We start from the raw sequence: 14,921 nt of genomic DNA, 5'->3' as shown, positions 1-14,921 counted from the left end.
GCCGCGGCGCGGCCTCACTCCGGCGGCAGGATCCGGATCGCGCTGGAGTTGAAATCGGAGTAGCGGATTTCCGAGTGGATCGGCTGGCCGCCGTGCTGGCTGGTGACGTCGAGGCGCAGGATCAGCCGGGACTTCGTGGACACCCAGGCCACCGTGGTGGCTTCGCTGCCACCCGAGGCCGCCGCCGGTGCGCCGGACATGGCCGAGGGCGGGGCCACGGCCTGCACGTAGCGGAACTTGCGCACCGGCTCGCCGTCCAGGCTGTCCTCGCCCAGGTCCTCGACCGCCATGCCCTCCTGCAGCCTGCGCAGGAAGGCTTCGTCGCGGTACGACGAAGTCAGGCTCTCCGTGGCGATCGGTAGTTTCATGATTCGGCCACCGATTTCCATGTAGCCGGAGTCCCCGATCACGACCGAGGTCGGGCCGTTCGGGATGCTGACGCGATACCGGTCGGGCGCCTGGAATTCGAGCTGGGTGACGGAGCGGCCGGGTTCGAGCACCGTGATCTCGGCGCGGAAGCTCTTCAGGGCGAGGAAGGCCTGCCAGGCCTTGAACAGTTCGTCCCCGGCGTCGTCGGCACGGGCAACGGCAGGGGCTAGGGCGAGCAGCAGGGGCAGCAGGGCGAGTGAAACGAGGAGGCGGCGGAGCATGGGGGGACTGTCCTTCGCTTGGAGGCGGGATGCGCCAATGCCATTCTAGGCACACCCGCGAACCCCCTGGACTGAACCGATGGACCGCTACGAGCGCATCCTGGCCCTGCACCGCAGCCTCAAGACCGCCCGCTACCCGGTGCCGATCAAGGGGCTGATGGAGGAACTGGCCTGCTCGCGCGCCACGCTGTACCGCGACATCGCCTTCCTGCGCGACGCGCTGGGCGCGCCGATCGAGAGCGAAGGCGAGGGCAGCATCCGCTACGACCAGAAGGAGGCCGAGCGCTTCGAGCTGCCCGGCCTGTGGCTGAACTCCGACGAGCTGCACGCGCTGCTGGCCGCGCACCAGCTGCTCGACCGCACCGGGCAGGGCGTGCTGTCGAGCGCGCTGGCGCCGCTCAAGGGCCGCATCGAGTCGCTGCTGGCGCAGCAGGCCGGCGGCAAGCGCTGGCCGGTCGAGCGCGTGCGCGTGATCGCCAGCGGCGTGCGGCGCCGCGACGAGCTCGCGTTCCGGCTAGTGGCCAGCGGCGTGCTGGAGCGCCGGCAGCTGGCCTTCGACTACCTGGCGCGCTCGACCAACGAACGCACCCACCGCACGGTGTCGCCGCAGCGGCTCACGCACTACAAGGACAACTGGTACCTCGACGCCTGGGACCACGACCGCGAGGGGCTGCGCAGCTTCTCGGTCGATCGCATCCAGCACGCCAAGCTGCTCGACGGCGCCGCCCGCGACCTGCCGGACGCCGAGCTGAACCAGCACCTCGCCTCGAGCTACGGCATCTTCTCGGGCACGCCCAAGGGCATCGCCACCATCGTGTTCTCGGCCAAGGCGGCGCGCTGGGTGGCCGACGAGCACTGGCACTCGAAGCAGGAGGGCCGCTTCCTGCCCGACGGCCGCTACGAGCTGAAGCTGCCCTACAGCCACGCCAAGGAACTGCTGATGGACGTGCTGCGCTACGGCGCCGACGCCGAAGTGGTGGCGCCGGAGGCGCTGCGCCAGCAGGCGCGCACGCTGCTGCAGCTGGCGCTGTCCTCGTATGAGCGCTGAGGCGCCGCGCAAGCGGGTCGCGCCCGGCAAGAACGTCGCCCTGGTGCTGGGCGCCGGCGGCGCCCGCGGCATCGCCCACGTTGGCGTGATCCAGGCGCTGGAGGCGCGCGGCTACCGCATCGCCGGCATCGCCGGGTCCTCGATGGGTTCGCTGGTGGGCGGCATCTACGCCGCGGGGCGCCTGAACGAATACAGCGAGTGGGCGCGCGGGCTGGAACGCGGCGACGTGCTGCGCCTGCTCGATTTCGCCTTCGGCTACCCGGGCCTGATCCGCGGCGAGCGCGTGATCGGCGCATTGCGCGAGCTGGTCGGCGAGCACCTGATCGAGGAGCTGCCGATTCCCTACGTCGCCGTCGCCACCGACCTGGTGCGGCAGCGGGAGGTGTGGCTGACGCGCGGCAAGCTGTTCGATGCGATCCGCGCTTCGATCGCGATCCCGATGGTGTTCACGCCGCATGTGTTCGACGGCCGCGAGCTGGTGGACGGCGGGCTGCTGTCGCCGGTGCCGATCGCGGCCACCCGCGCCATGCGCGCCGACCGCGTGATCGCCGTGGACGTGAACGGCCCGGTGAGCTGGCTCAATCCGGGCCTGGAGCCACGCCACGAAGAGCTCGCGGCCGGCCACGGCATCGACGAGAGCGTCGAGTCACTCGACGAGGATGGCCCGGCCACGCTGCGCGAGCGCATGGCCGCGATCTGGGAGGGCCTGGCCAAGCCCGGCAACGGCGCGCCCAAGCCCGAGAAGAGCCGCGGCGTGATGGACCTGATGTCGCGCTCGCTCGACACCATGCAGGCCCACATGTCGCGCGTGCAGCTGGCCCAGGACCCGCCCGACCTGCTGATCCAGATCTCCCGCGAAACCGCCACCTTCTACGAATTCTGGCGCGCCGCCGAACTCGTCGAGAAAGGCCGCGAATCCGCCGAAAAAGCCCTCGACGCCGCCGGCCTCTAGAAAACCAAATGAACCAGGTTCATTTGGTTCACTGGAAGCCGGGTTGGCCGAGCTGATCGGGGAACTGCGGCACGCGCTGCAGTTTCGCCGGGTCGTAGCCGTAGGCGGCGAACTTCGCACGCAGCTGTTGGTACTGGGCGTCGTCCATGGCCTGGTTGCGCGAGAAGATCCAGGCCAGGTTGCGCTTGGGGTGGCCGATCAGCGCCCAGGAATAGTCGGGGGCGACCTCGAGGATGAGGTAATCCGCCTTCACCAGCCCGCCGAAGAACGCGATCTTCCACTGCGCGTTGTTGGTGCCCGGCACCACGGTGGCGACGCCGTTCATGGTCTTCTCGGGTTTGTCGAAGGCCTTGCGGTAGGCGTAGACGTTGCCGATGCGGCCGTCGGGGCGCCGGTCGTAGATGTCGGCCGTGGCCAGCTTTCCGTTCTCGGCGAAGTAGGGGATGTTGGCGATCACCCACCAGCGCCCCATGTAGCGGTCCAGGTCGACGACGGCGTTCGTGGTGAGCGGGGGCATGGCGTTTCCTCCGGTGCTGGCGCAGGCGGCGAGCAGCAGCAGGCCGGGCAGGAGCAGGTACAGCGCGGCGCGTCGCATGGCGTGCCTCCGATCCAGGGTGTGGCCCGAGGCTGCGCCCCCCTTCCTGAAGCTGGCGTCAAAGCGAGCCCCTGTAGGAGGGACTTCAGTCCCGAACATCCCGCCCGGGACCAATCTCGACCCGTGAGACACCGCCCCGGCACGCTCTCCCCACGCCCACCGGAGACCGCCCGCATGCCCCGCCTCCCCGCCCGCCCCGAACCCGTCGATCCGCGGCTGTCCCGCCTGCTCTGGCAGGCGATGGCGCTGGCGCTGCTGGCCCTGCTGGTGCTGGCCATGTTCCGCGGCGCGGTCCCCGGCGCGCTGGCCTTCTGGCTGCTCGCCGCCCCCGCCACCGCTCTGCTCACGCTCCATCGCCACGTGCTGGCGACGGCGTGGCGTGCGCGCCTCGTCCGCGCCACGCCACGCCGCCGCCCCCTGCAAATGAACCAGGTTCATTTGCGGTCGCATGCGCAGGGTCGGAACGCGGTGCCGCGGTATCGGCTCAGTCGCGCACGCCGAGGCGCTTTCGCTCCAGCCGCCGCAGGAACTCCGACATGATGCGGCGGTACAGGTCTTCGCCCAGGTAGGCATCCTCCACGCCGGCGTCGATGCTCGGGTTGTCGTTGACCTCGATGATGACCGTGCGGTCCTTCACCATCTTCAGGTCCACGCCGTACAGCCCGTTGCCGATGGCATTGCTGGCGCGCGTGGCCAGCCGCACCACTTCCGAGGGCGCCTCGCGGATCGGCAGTGTCTTGAAGCCGCCGGAGCGCACCGTGCCCTTGGCCGCGCCGGCCTTGGGCGCGTGGTCGTAGATCTGCCAGTGCCCGCGCGACATGAAGTACTGGCAGGCGTACAGCGGCTCGCCGTCGAGCACGCCGATGCGCCAGTCGAACTCGGTGTACAGGTACTCCTGGGCCAGCAGCAGCGCCGTCTGCTGGAACAGCTGGTCGGCGGCGGCCCGCAGCTGCTCGACCGTCTCGACCTTGTGGATGCCGCGCGAGAACGACCCGTCCGGGATCTTCAGCACGATCGGCAACCCCAGCAGGTCGGGGAGCGCCGCCAGCTTCTTCGCGTCGTCGCGGAACACGATCTCGGTGCGCGGCGTCGGCAGCTTCTTGCTGCGCAGCCGGTCGTGGAGGTAGATCTTGTTGGTGCAGCGAAGGATCGACACCGGGTCGTCCATCACCACCATGTCCTCGCGGTCGGCGCGGTGCGCGAAGCGATAGGTGTGGTTGTCGATCGCGGTGGTCTCGCGGATGAACAGCGCGTCGTACTCCGCCAGCCGCGTGAAGTCGCGCTTGCCGATCGGGTCCACCTCGATGTCCAGCTCCTTGCCGGCCTCGATGAAGTGCTTGAGCGCCTTCTTGTTCGACGGCGGCATCGCCTCGTTCGGGTCCTGCAGCATCGCCAGGTCGTAGCGGTACTTGCGACGTGCCCTCGGCTTGCGCCACAGCTTGCGGCTGAAGGCATCGAGCGCGTTGGCAAACGCATCTTCCTGGTCGTCCGACAGCGTGTGCAGCCCCGCCGGCTTGATCGCCGCGATCTGCCACACCCGCTGGCGCTCGAACTCGATCCGCAGCACGGGGCAGGGGAAGGTCTCGAACACCTGCTGGGCCAGGTCCTCCAGCGGCGCGTAGTTGGTGGCGCCGAAGTAGACCAGCAGCCCGAAGTCGCTGGCATCGCGCGAGCCCTCGGGCAGGAACTTGCCGAGCTGCGTGTTCAGGTCCTCGATGTCGATGCCGTACAGCGAGCGCCGGCGCAGGTCGTTGATGGTGCGCACGCTGGGGATCACCTTGTGCCCGCGCGCCTCGGCCAGCAGCGAGACGTAGTAACCGGTGCCCATGTACTTGTAGTTGCGGCACAGGTTGATCACCTGGGTGCGCTCGCCCTCGGCGCCGACGTCGCCCCGCAGGTAGTCGGCGGCCGCCACCACGTTGTCGGAAGGATAGTAAGAGCCCCAGTCGGAGGGCTTTTCGACGACGATGACGAGGCGGCTCATGGCGATGGCGCAGCGGGGGGTGACGCGAGTGTGAGCCTTCCCGCCGACCTTGGATAGACTGGCCCGATGCCGCCGTCCCTCCGCCTCCGCACCGCCCGCGCCGCCGACCTGCCGGCGCTGCTGGCGCTCGAGCAAACCTTCCCGGGCGACCGCATGTCGGCGCGCCAGTTCCGCCACCACCTGGCCAGCCCGCGGGCGCGCTGGCGGGTCGCCGAAGCGGACGGCCGGCTGCTGGGTTACGCCCTGGTCTTGTTGCGCCGCGGCAGCGACCGCGCCCGCCTGTATTCGATCGCCGTGGACCCCGCCGCCCGCGGCCAGGGCCTTGGCCGCCGCCTCCTGGCCGCCGCCGAGAAAGACGCCGTCCGGGCCGGCTGCACCGCCATGACGCTCGAGGTGCGCCAGGACAACCCCACCGCCAACGCCCTCTACCAATCCGCCGGCTACCGCCGCCTCGCCGCCCTCCCGGCCTATTACGAAGACGGCGCCCCCGGCTGGCGCTACATCAAGTAAACCACCCCAAATGAACCTGGTTCATTTGGGGTGGGGACCGTGACTTTGGGCCTACGGCGGGTTCACGAGGGGGCGTGGTAGCGTCCGGGGCCTGCACCACTTCCGGGGAACCACTCAATGCGCCTGACCACCCTCGCCTGGCTCACCGCCGGCGCGCTCTCCCTTTCGCTGCCCGTCGCGGCCCAGAATCCCACCATGCACACCACGCCCGACGACCCCCACCTCTGGCTCGAAGACGTCGAGGGCAAGGAGGCGCTGGACTGGGTCCGCGCCCGCAACGCCGTCTCCGAGAAGCAGCTCGCCGGCGACCCCGGCTTCGAAGCGCTGCGCACCAGCCTGCTCGAAGTCCTCGACTCCGACGCCCGCATCCCCTACGTCGGCAAGATGGGCGACTACTACTACAACTTCTGGCGCGACAAGCAGAACCCGCAGGGCGTCTGGCGCCGCACCACCCTGGCCGAGTACCGCAAGGACGCGCCGAAGTGGGAAGTGCTGCTCGACATCGACGCCCTCGGCAAGGCCGAAGGCGTGAACTGGGTCTGGGGCGGCGCCAACTGCCTGCGCCCCGAGTACGACCGCTGCCTGATCGCACTGTCCCGCGGCGGCGCCGATGCCACCGTCACGCGCGAGTTCGACGTCTCCGACAAGGCCTTCGTCGAAGGCGGCTTCTCGCGCCCCGAGGCCAAGGGCCAGATGGGCTGGATCGACCTCGACACCGTATACGTCGGCACCGATTTCGGCCCCGGCTCGATGACCAGCTCGGGCTACCCGCGCATCGCCAAGGAGTGGAAGCGCGGCACGCCGATGGCCGACGCCAAGGTCGTGTTCGAAGGCAAGGACGAGGACATCTCGATCGGCGCCTACCGCGACGACACCCCGGGCTACGAGCGCGACTGGGTCTACCGCGGCCTGACCTTCTACACCAACGAGCTCTACCTGCGCGGCCAGGACGGCAGCCTCACCAAGCTCGACCTGCCCGACGGCGCCCAGAAGAGCGCCTTCCGCGAATGGCTCAGCGTCGAGCTGCGCCAGCCCTGGACCGTCGCCGGCAAGGAGCACCCGGCCGGCAGCCTGCTCGCGATCCGCCTCGATGACTTCCTGAAGGGCGACCGCGACTTCGACGTGCTGTTCGCGCCGACCGCCAACACTTCGCTGGCCAGCAGCAGCGTCACCAAGGACCACGTGCTGATCAACGTGCTCGAGGACGTCAAGAACCGCATCTACGTGCTGACCCCGGGCGAGAACGGCTGGAAGCGCGAGCCTCTGGCCGGCGCGCCGGCCTTCGGCACCGTCAGCGTCAGCGCGGTGGATGCCGATGAGTCGAACGACTACTTCATGACCGTCACCGACTACCTGACGCCGACCTCGCTGCTGATGGGCACCGTCGGCCAGGCGCCGTCGCCGCTCAAGCAGCTGCCGGCCTTCTTCGACGCCAGCCAGCACGAGATCAAGCAACACTTCGCCACCAGCAAGGACGGCACCAAGGTTCCGTACTTCATGGTCTCGCGCAAGGACCTCGAGCTCGACGGCGACAACCCGACGCTACTCTACGGCTACGGCGGCTTCGAGGTCTCGCTGACCCCGGGCTACTCGGCCGGCGTCGGCCGCGCCTGGCTGGCCGATGGCGGCGTGTACGTGGTCGCCAACATCCGCGGCGGCGGCGAGTACGGCCCGCGCTGGCACCAGGCCGCGCTCAAGGAAAACCGCAACAAGGCCTACGAGGACTTCGCCGCGGTGGCCGAGGACCTGATCGCCCGCAAGGTCACCCGCCCGGCGCGCCTGGGCATGCAGGGCGGCAGCAACGGCGGCCTGCTGATGGGCAACATGACGGTGATGTACCCGCAGCTGTTCGGCGCCGTGGTCTGCCAGGTGCCGCTGCTCGACATGCAGCGCTACCACAAGCTGCTGGCCGGCGCGTCCTGGATGGCCGAGTACGGCGACCCGGACAAGCCGGAGGAGTGGGCCTTCCTGCGCAAGTACTCGCCGTACCACAACGTCGGCAAGGACGTGGACTACCCGCCGGTGCTGTTCACCACCTCCACCCGCGACGACCGCGTGCACCCGGGCCACGCCCGCAAGATGATGGCGCTGATGGAAGCGCAGGGCCACGACGTGACCTACTACGAGAACATCGAAGGCGGCCACGGCGGCGCCGCCAACAACGCCCAGTCGGCCTACATGAGCGCGCTGGCCTACACCTTCCTCAAGCAGAAGCTGTTCAAGGACAACTGAGATGACGACCCGCCTGCTGCCTTTCGCCGCGAGCCTGCTCGCCGTCGCCCTGGCCGGCTGCTACTCGCCGCCGGCCGAGCCGGAGGCGAGCGCCGACACCGCCACCGCCGCGCCGGCCGTCCGCTCGCCGAGCGCGCTGGCCGAGCTGCCGCCCGCGCCCGTCGCCGCCGCCAAGCCCTACGAAGTGAAGGCCCCGCACGGCGCGGCCCGCAACGACGAGTACTACTGGCTGCGCGACGACAAGCGCGAGAACCCGGAGATGCTGGCCTACCTCAACGCCGAGAATGCGTACACCGACACCGTGCTCAAGCCGCTCGAGGCGCTCGAGGAGACGCTGTACAACGAGCTCGTCGGGCGCGTGAAGCAGGATGATTCCTCGGTGCCGTACTTCGAGGACGGCTACTGGTATTACACGCGCTTCGAGACCGGCAAGGAGTATCCGATCCACGCCCGCCGCAAGGGCAGCATGGACGCGGACGAGCAGGTGCTGTTCGAAGTGAACGAGCTGGCCGCCGGCAAGAGCTTCTACCAGCTCGGCACCTACGAGGTGAGCCCGGACGACCGCCTGGTCGCTTACGCCGAGGACACCAACGGCCGCCGCCAGTACACCGTGCGCATCAAGGACCTGGCCACCGGCGAGGTGCTGCCCGACGTGATCACCGGCGTCTCCGCCAACCTGATGTGGGGCGACGACGGCCGCACGCTGTACTACGTCGAGAATGATCCGGTCACCCTGCTGACCAAGCGCGTCAAGGCCCACGTGGTGGGCGGCGACGTGGCCAAGGCGAAGCTGGTGTACGAGGAGACCGACGAAACCTTCTACATGGGCATCGGCCGCACGCGCTCCGACGACTACCTGTGCATCAGCGTCTCCAGCACCGTCTCGTCCGAGATGCGCTGCACCGAGGCCGATGCGCCGGGCGAGTTCAAGGTGTTCGCGCCGCGCCAGCGCGACTTCGAGTACGACGCCGACCATTACGGCGGCCGCTGGGTCGTGCACACCAACTGGGATGCCACCAACTTCCGCGTCATGACGCTCGCCGACGGCCAGCCCTGGGGCGACCGCGGCCAGTGGCAGGAGTTGGTGCCGCACTCGGCCGACGTGCTGATTTCCGGCGTCACGCTGTTCAAGGGCTTCATGGCGATCGGCGAGCGCTCGGGCGGCCTGCAGCGCGTGCGCATCCGCCACGACGACGGCAAGGAAGAGTTCGTGCAGGCCGAGGAGAGCGCCTACTCGATGGGCGTCTCGATCAATGCCGAGCCCGAGACCGACTGGCTGCGCTACACCTACACTTCGCTCACCACCCCGGCCAGCACGTTTGAAGTGAACGTGCGCACCGGCGAGCGCAAGCTGCTCAAGGAGCAGCCGGTGCTGGGCGGCTTCGACAAGGCCAACTACGTCACCGAGCGCCTGTGGGCCACGGCCCGCGACGGCACGAAGGTGCCGGTGTCTCTGCTCTACCGCAAGGGCTTCGAGAAGAACGGCCAGGCGGCGCTGTACCAGTACTCGTATGGCTCCTACGGCAGCAGCTCGGACCCGGGCTTCAACGCCAACGTGATCAGCCTGGTGGACCGCGGCGCGGTGTACGCCGTGGCGCACATCCGCGGCGGCCAGGAAATGGGCCGGCAGTGGTACGAGGACGGCAAGCTGCTCAACAAGATCAACACCTTCACCGACTTCATCGACGTCACCGATTTCCTGGTCAAGGAAGGCTATGCCGCGCCCGACCGCGTCGCCGCCATGGGAGGCAGCGCCGGCGGCCTGCTGATGGGCGCGGTGGCCAACATGGCGCCCGAAAAGTACAAGGTGATGGTGGCGCACGTGCCGTTCGTGGACGTGGTGACGACGATGCTGGACGAGTCGATCCCGCTCACCACCAACGAGTTCGACGAGTGGGGCAACCCGAAGGACCCGGTGTTCTACGACTACATGCTGTCGTACTCGCCCTACGACCAGGTGGCGGCCAAGGCTTACCCGTCGATGCTGGTCACCACCGGCCTGTGGGATTCGCAGGTGCAGTACTTCGAACCCGCCAAGTGGGTCGCCCGCCTGCGCGCGAAGAAGACCGACGCCAATCCGCTGCTGTTCCGCACCAACATGGAAGCGGGCCACGGCGGCAAGTCCGGCCGCTTCCAGCGCTACCGCGAGCGCGCCGAGGAGTATGCGTTCGTGCTCGACCAGCTGGGCCTGGTCCAGCAGTAAGGGTTTGAACGCGGATCAAGGCGGATAAACGCCGATCAAAGCGGATAAAGCGGTTTTAATCGGGAGGGGCTTTCCGGCGACGGGAGGCCCCCTTTCTATTGATGTGGCCTCAGGAACCAAGAGCGTTTTTGCCACGGATGAACACAGATGAACACTGATAAAAAGCATTCATTGCTCTATCCGTGTTCATCTGTGTTCATCCGTGGCCAAAAACGCTTTTCCATCCAGTCGCTCTATCCGCACTTATCCGTTCTTTCCGCTTTGATCCGCGTTACTGCGGTTGAGTTTGACCTGCTCACCACCCCGCCTGGTCCAGCAACGCCTCGGTAGCCGGGTCGGCGGGTTTGGCGACGAGGCCGCCGCGCGGGTTCACGTAGACCTGGTAGGTCGCGCCGTCGAGCATCGGCAGGTAGGCCGCGCTGCCCCAGCGCGCGTCGGCGATGGGCAGGTCGGCCAGCCAGCGTTCGCGGAATTCCCAGAAGTCCCACTCGCCGCGCAGGTCGTGCACGCTGCGTTCGGCGGTGAGCTCCTGCTTCGGGTCGCCGTAGCGGCCGGACAGGCGCTCGAAGCGGTAGACCGGGCGCATCCCGGCCAGCTGGCCGGGCAGGGTCCAGCGGACTACGCGGGCGTCGAGCTGCCATTCGTCGCCCAGCAGTTCGAGCGTGCGCGGCGCCTCGTCGCCCAGCACCAGCGTCGCCTCGTACCGTTGCGGTGCGAGCTGGCGCAGGCTGATGGTCGCGGCCGGCACGTCCTCGAGCAGCCAGGCGTACTGCCGCAGCAGCCCGCCCAGGCCGGCCAGGGCCAGCGCCACCAGAACCAGCACGGTGCCAATGGTCCGCAGCAGCCAGCGCGAGCCGCCGCGCGACTTGCCGCGGGACTTGCCGCGCCAGGCCAGCAGCCCCAGCAGGAAAAGCACCGCCGCCGCCACCCACAGCCAGGTCGAGATCGCCATCGCCCACCCCACGCTAAAGGACTGGGCCCAGACTATACTCGGCGCATGAACAAGCCCCGACTTGCCCTGCTGCTGTTGAGCCTCGCCCTGGTCGCCGCCTGCGGCACCAAGGGCGACCTGGTGCCGCCGCCGGCGGACGCGCCGCCCGCCAAGGCCGAAACGCCCGCGGCATGAGTGCGTCCCGCCCCCTGCATTTCTCGAAGATGCATGGCGCCGGCAACGACTTCGTCGTGATCGACCTGCGCGGCGGCCAGCCCGCGCCGCCCGCCGCGCTGGTGCGCCAGCTGGGGGACCGCCACTTCGGCGTCGGCTTCGACCAGCTGCTGACCATCGAAGACAGCCACGCCCTCGACTGCGTCGCCCGCTACCGCATCTGGAACGGCGACGGCTCGCCCGCGCAGCAGTGCGGCAACGGCGCCCGCTGCGTCGCCGCCTGGCTGCGGCGCGACGGCGCGGCCACCGGCGCGCGCTTCCGCATCGACAGCCCGGCCGGCGTGATCGACGTCGAGTGCCTGCCCGACGGCCGCTATTCGCTGGGCATGGGCCGGCCCGTGTTCGCGCCCGCGAAGGTTCCCTTCCACGCCGCGGCCGACGCGGCCGTGCACGAGCTGCTGGTCGAAGGCAGCCCGCTGCGCTTCGGCGTCGCCTCGATGGGCAACCCGCATGCGGTGATCGAAGTGGACAGCGTGGACGCGGCGCCGGTACACCGGCTGGGCCCGGCGCTGCAGGCGCGGCCCGAGTTTCCCGAAGGCGTGAACGTTGGCTTCGCGCAGGTGCTGGCGCGCGACCGCATCCGCCTGCGCGTGTTCGAGCGCGGCGCGGGCGAAACCCTGGCCTGCGGCAGCGGTGCCTGCGCCGCGGTCGCGGTGCTGGTGCGCCAGGGCCGCGTCGACCGCGCCGTGCAGGTGGAATTGCCCGGCGGCGTCCTCGCCATCACCTGGCCGGCCGACGAGGCGCCGGTGACCATGGCCGGCCCCGCCACCTTCGTGTTCGAGGGCGAATTCGCCGTCGCCACGCCATAATGCCGGCATCGCCCGGAACGACCCGCCGCACGAGAGGCCCCCGATGATCGAAGAGAAGAACGAGCGCCTGAGCGCCCACGAGGTGGCGACCTTCCTGCGCCGCCACCCGAAGTTCCTGGGCCAGTTCCCGGACCTGGCGCTGTCGCTGGTGGTGCCCAAGGACGAGGGTTCCGCCGCCTCGCTGGCCAGCTACCAGCTCGACGTGCTGCGCGACAAGAACCGCGAGCTCACCCGCCGCCTCAACGAGCTCTACGCCAACGCGCAGGAGAACGAGCGCCTCACGGTGCGCACTCACCAGCTGAGCCTGGCGTTGATGCGCGCCGGCTCCGCGGCCGACACGCTCAAGGCGATGGTGGCGGTGCTGGGCGAGGACTTCCAGGGCGAGATCGTGCGGGTGGTGCTGTTCAAGCCGGTCGCGGGGCTGGAGGCGGACTGGCTGCAGGTGGTCGCCGAGAAGGACGCAGCGCTGGCGCCGTTCCGCGACTTCATCGCCGGCAACGAGCCGATCTGCGGCCGCCTCAACCAGGACAAGCTGGCCCTGCTGTATGGCGCCGAGCAGGCGCGCGCCGCGTCGGCCGTGCTGCTGCCGCTGCCGGGCGTGGGCATGCTTACCGTCGGCAGCGCCGATGCGAACCGCTTCTTCCCGGGCATGGGCACGCTGTTCCTGCGCCTGATGTCGGAAGCGCTCGTCACCGCGCTGGGCCGCTACGCGCACGCCTGATGCCGTGAGCGCCGACGCGCCGCTGCAGGCGGGCATCGAGGCTTTCCTGGGCTACCTCGCGGTGGAGCGGCGGCTGTCGGCGAACACGCTCGACGCCTACCGCCGCGACCTGGGCGACCTGGCCGCATGGATGGACGCGCAGGGCCTCACCGACTGGCGCCGGCTGAAGCAGGAAGCCCTGCGCAGCTACGTCGCCGGCGCGCACCGGCGCGGGCTGTCGGGCAAGAGCCTGCAGCGGCGGCTGTCGGCGGTCCGCAGCTTCTACCGGCATCTGAACCGCAGCGAGAGTTCGGAGCTCAATCCCGCGTTGGGGCTGCGCGCGCCCAAGTCCGCGCGCAAGTTGCCGCAGGTGCTCGATGCCGACGAGATGACGCGGCTGGTGGAAGTGCCGGTGGACGGACCCGACGGATTGCGCGACCGCGCGATGCTCGAGCTGTTCTATTCCTCGGGCCTGCGGCTGTCGGAGCTGTGCGGGCTGCGCTGGAGCGCGCTCGACCTGGCCGACGGCCTGGTGACGGTGCTGGGAAAGGGCGGCAAGAGCCGCGTGGTGCCGGTGGGCAGCCACGCGCGCGAGGCGCTGCAGGCCTGGCGCGAGGCGTCTTCGCCGGGCGTCGGGGCGCACGTGTTCCCGGGGCGAAGCGGCGGGCCGGTCAGCCCGCGCACGGTGCAGCAGCGCCTGCGCAGGCTGGCGATGCAGCAGGGCCTGTTCAAGCGCGTGCACCCGCATTTGCTGCGGCACAGCTTCGCCAGCCACGTGCTCGAATCCAGCGGCGACCTGCGCGGCGTGCAGGAACTGCTCGGCCACGCCGACATCGCCACCACCCAGATCTACACCCACCTCGACTACCAGCACCTCGCCAAGGTGTACGACGGCGCGCACCCGCGCGCGAAGCGGAAGGGCGGCGGCAGCGGCTGAACGCGGCAGGATAGGCCAAGGGTCACCCCTTGCCCCTGCCGCGGGGCGTCCCCACAACCGGAGGACGCCCAGGAGGCCCCATGGACCCCAGTCAGAACCCCAACGTCTTCCACGCCACCACCATCGTCAGCGTGCGCCGCAACGGCCGCGTCGTGGTGGCTGGCGACGGCCAGGTGACCCTTGGCCACACCGTCATGAAGTCGAACGCGCGCAAGGTGCGCCGCCTCGGCCGCGATGGCCAGGTGCTCGCCGGCTTCGCCGGTGCCGCGGCCGATGCGTTCACGCTGTTCGAGTTGTTCGAATCGAAGCTGGAGAAGCACGGCCAGCTGACCCGGGCCGCCGTGGAGCTGGCGAAGGATTGGCGCACCGAGCGCCGCTTCGGCAAGCTCGAGGCGCTGCTGGTGGTGGCCGACCGCGAGACCTCGCTGGTGGTCAGCGGCACGGGCGATGTCATCGAGCCCGAGGATGGCCTCGTCGCCATCGGTTCCGGCGGCATGTACGCCCTGTCGGCCGCGCGCGCCCTGATGGCGCACACCGACCTCGACGCGCACACCATCGCGGTGGAAGCGCTGAAGATCGCCGGTGACGTCTGCATCTACACCAACCGCAACATCGTCAGCGAGGAGCTGTGAGCGTGAGTTCCACCATGACCCCCCGTGAGATCGTCCAGGAACTCGACCGCCACATCGTGGGCCAGCAGCAAGCCAAGCGCGCCGTCGCCATCGCGCTGCGCAACCGCTGGCGCCGCATGCAGCTGGACGATGCGCTGCGCAACGAGGTGATGCCGAAGAACATCCTGATGATCGGCCCCACCGGCGTCGGCAAGACCGAGATCGCGCGCCGCCTGGCCACGCTGGCCAACGCGCCGTTCGTGAAGGTGGAGGCCACGCGCTTCACCGAGGTCGGCTACGTCGGCAAGGACGTCGACGCGATCATCCGCGACCTGGCGGAGATGGCCGTCAAGCAGACGCGCGTGGCGGAGATGCGCAAGGTGCGCACGCGCGCGGAGGATGCCGCCGAGGAGCGCATCCTCGATGCCCTGCTGCCGCGCGCGCAGGCCGTGCGCGTCTGGGGCGAGGATCCGAAGCCGAGCGAGGAGAACAATGCGACGCGCGAGAAGTTCCGCCAGATGCTGC

Annotated in this window: 16 protein-coding genes; 12 read left to right on the top strand and 4 right to left on the bottom strand. The window is 69.5% G+C overall.

Features of this window, described 5'->3' with window-relative positions; translation table 11 throughout:
• Positions 1–14: 14 nt before the first annotated feature.
• Complete coding sequence (locus tag VFV21_RS07915; protein WP_329668891.1) at positions 15–650, bottom strand: hypothetical protein; 636 nt, start codon at positions 648–650, stop codon at positions 15–17.
• A gap of 79 nt (positions 651–729) precedes the next feature.
• On the opposite strand from VFV21_RS07915, the gene VFV21_RS07910 reads away from it, so the two are divergent.
• Both VFV21_RS07910 and VFV21_RS07905 read left to right on the top strand, forming a co-directional pair.
• Complete coding sequence (locus tag VFV21_RS07910) at positions 730–1,698, top strand: YafY family protein (RefSeq protein ID WP_329668890.1); 969 nt, start codon at positions 730–732, stop codon at positions 1,696–1,698.
• Entirely contained in the window at positions 1,688–2,650 is a 963-nt protein-coding gene (locus VFV21_RS07905; RefSeq protein ID WP_329668889.1) for a patatin-like phospholipase family protein, read from the top strand. Before VFV21_RS07910 ends, VFV21_RS07905 begins: the two co-directional genes overlap by 11 nt.
• 28 nt (positions 2,651–2,678) lie before the next feature.
• On the opposite strand, the gene VFV21_RS07900 is transcribed toward VFV21_RS07905, so the two are convergent.
• Positions 2,679–3,245 (bottom strand): lipocalin family protein, encoded by a 567-nt coding sequence (locus VFV21_RS07900; RefSeq protein ID WP_329668888.1) that lies wholly within the window; start codon positions 3,243–3,245, stop codon positions 2,679–2,681.
• A gap of 174 nt (positions 3,246–3,419) precedes the next feature.
• On the opposite strand from VFV21_RS07900, the gene VFV21_RS07895 reads away from it, so the two are divergent.
• Positions 3,420–3,785 carry a hypothetical protein gene (locus tag VFV21_RS07895; protein WP_329668887.1) on the top strand — a complete coding sequence of 122 codons (366 nt, stop codon included), beginning with the start codon at positions 3,420–3,422 and terminating at the stop codon, positions 3,783–3,785.
• Here VFV21_RS07895 and VFV21_RS07890 read toward each other — a convergent pair.
• Positions 3,730–5,229, bottom strand: coding sequence for a RimK family protein (locus VFV21_RS07890; protein ID WP_329668886.1), 1,500 nt, complete (start codon positions 5,227–5,229; stop codon positions 3,730–3,732). The genes VFV21_RS07895 and VFV21_RS07890 overlap by 56 nt on opposite strands.
• Before the next feature lie 66 nt (positions 5,230–5,295).
• Here VFV21_RS07890 and rimI point away from each other — a divergent pair, with 66 nt between their 5' ends.
• The 3 genes from rimI (at position 5,296) to VFV21_RS07875 (ending at position 10,174) form a co-directional block, all read left to right on the top strand.
• Positions 5,296–5,739 (top strand): ribosomal protein S18-alanine N-acetyltransferase, encoded by a 444-nt coding sequence (rimI, locus tag VFV21_RS07885; RefSeq protein ID WP_329668885.1) that lies wholly within the window; start codon positions 5,296–5,298, stop codon positions 5,737–5,739.
• Positions 5,740–5,856: 117 nt separating this feature from the next.
• Positions 5,857–7,971, top strand: a complete 2,115-nt coding sequence (locus VFV21_RS07880) for a prolyl oligopeptidase family serine peptidase (RefSeq protein ID WP_329668884.1) — start codon at positions 5,857–5,859, stop codon at positions 7,969–7,971.
• A gap of 1 nt (position 7,972) precedes the next feature.
• A complete protein-coding gene (locus tag VFV21_RS07875; protein WP_329668883.1) occupies positions 7,973–10,174 on the top strand; it encodes a S9 family peptidase in 2,202 nt (733 codons plus the stop codon).
• Positions 10,175–10,469: 295 nt separating this feature from the next.
• Here the strand turns inward: VFV21_RS07875 and VFV21_RS07870 are convergent, their stop codons facing one another.
• The gene (locus VFV21_RS07870; protein ID WP_329668882.1) at positions 10,470–11,126 is read right to left on the bottom strand and encodes a hypothetical protein; all 657 of its coding nucleotides are present in this window, start codon (positions 11,124–11,126) and stop codon (positions 10,470–10,472) included.
• A 45-nt stretch (positions 11,127–11,171) separates the two neighbouring features.
• On the opposite strand from VFV21_RS07870, the gene lptM reads away from it, so the two are divergent.
• The 6 genes from lptM to VFV21_RS07845 all read left to right on the top strand — a co-directional run.
• On the top strand, positions 11,172–11,300 hold the full coding sequence (lptM, locus tag VFV21_RS13465; RefSeq protein WP_349256354.1) for an LPS translocon maturation chaperone LptM: 129 nt from the start codon (positions 11,172–11,174) through the stop codon (positions 11,298–11,300).
• On the top strand, positions 11,297–12,148 hold the full coding sequence (gene dapF / locus VFV21_RS07865) for a diaminopimelate epimerase (RefSeq protein ID WP_329668881.1): 852 nt from the start codon (positions 11,297–11,299) through the stop codon (positions 12,146–12,148). Before lptM ends, dapF begins: the two co-directional genes overlap by 4 nt.
• Before the next feature lie 43 nt (positions 12,149–12,191).
• The gene (locus VFV21_RS07860; protein WP_329668880.1) at positions 12,192–12,869 is read left to right on the top strand and encodes a DUF484 family protein; all 678 of its coding nucleotides are present in this window, start codon (positions 12,192–12,194) and stop codon (positions 12,867–12,869) included.
• 4 nt (positions 12,870–12,873) lie between these two features.
• Positions 12,874–13,785: a tyrosine recombinase XerC gene (xerC, locus tag VFV21_RS07855; RefSeq protein ID WP_329668879.1), complete on the top strand. Its 912-nt coding sequence runs from the start codon at positions 12,874–12,876 to the stop codon at positions 13,783–13,785.
• 80 nt (positions 13,786–13,865) lie between these two features.
• Positions 13,866–14,417: an ATP-dependent protease subunit HslV gene (hslV, locus tag VFV21_RS07850; protein ID WP_329668878.1), complete on the top strand. Its 552-nt coding sequence runs from the start codon at positions 13,866–13,868 to the stop codon at positions 14,415–14,417.
• 14 nt (positions 14,418–14,431) lie between these two features.
• On the top strand, positions 14,432–14,921 hold a 490-nt coding region (locus VFV21_RS07845), incomplete at its 3' end, for an AAA family ATPase (protein ID WP_329668877.1).

This window comes from Arenimonas sp., assembly GCF_036275555.1.
GTDB lineage: Bacteria > Pseudomonadota > Gammaproteobacteria > Xanthomonadales > Xanthomonadaceae > Arenimonas.
Note: the sequence above shows the minus strand (reverse complement) of the source record. Positions and strands in the feature narration are given on the sequence as shown.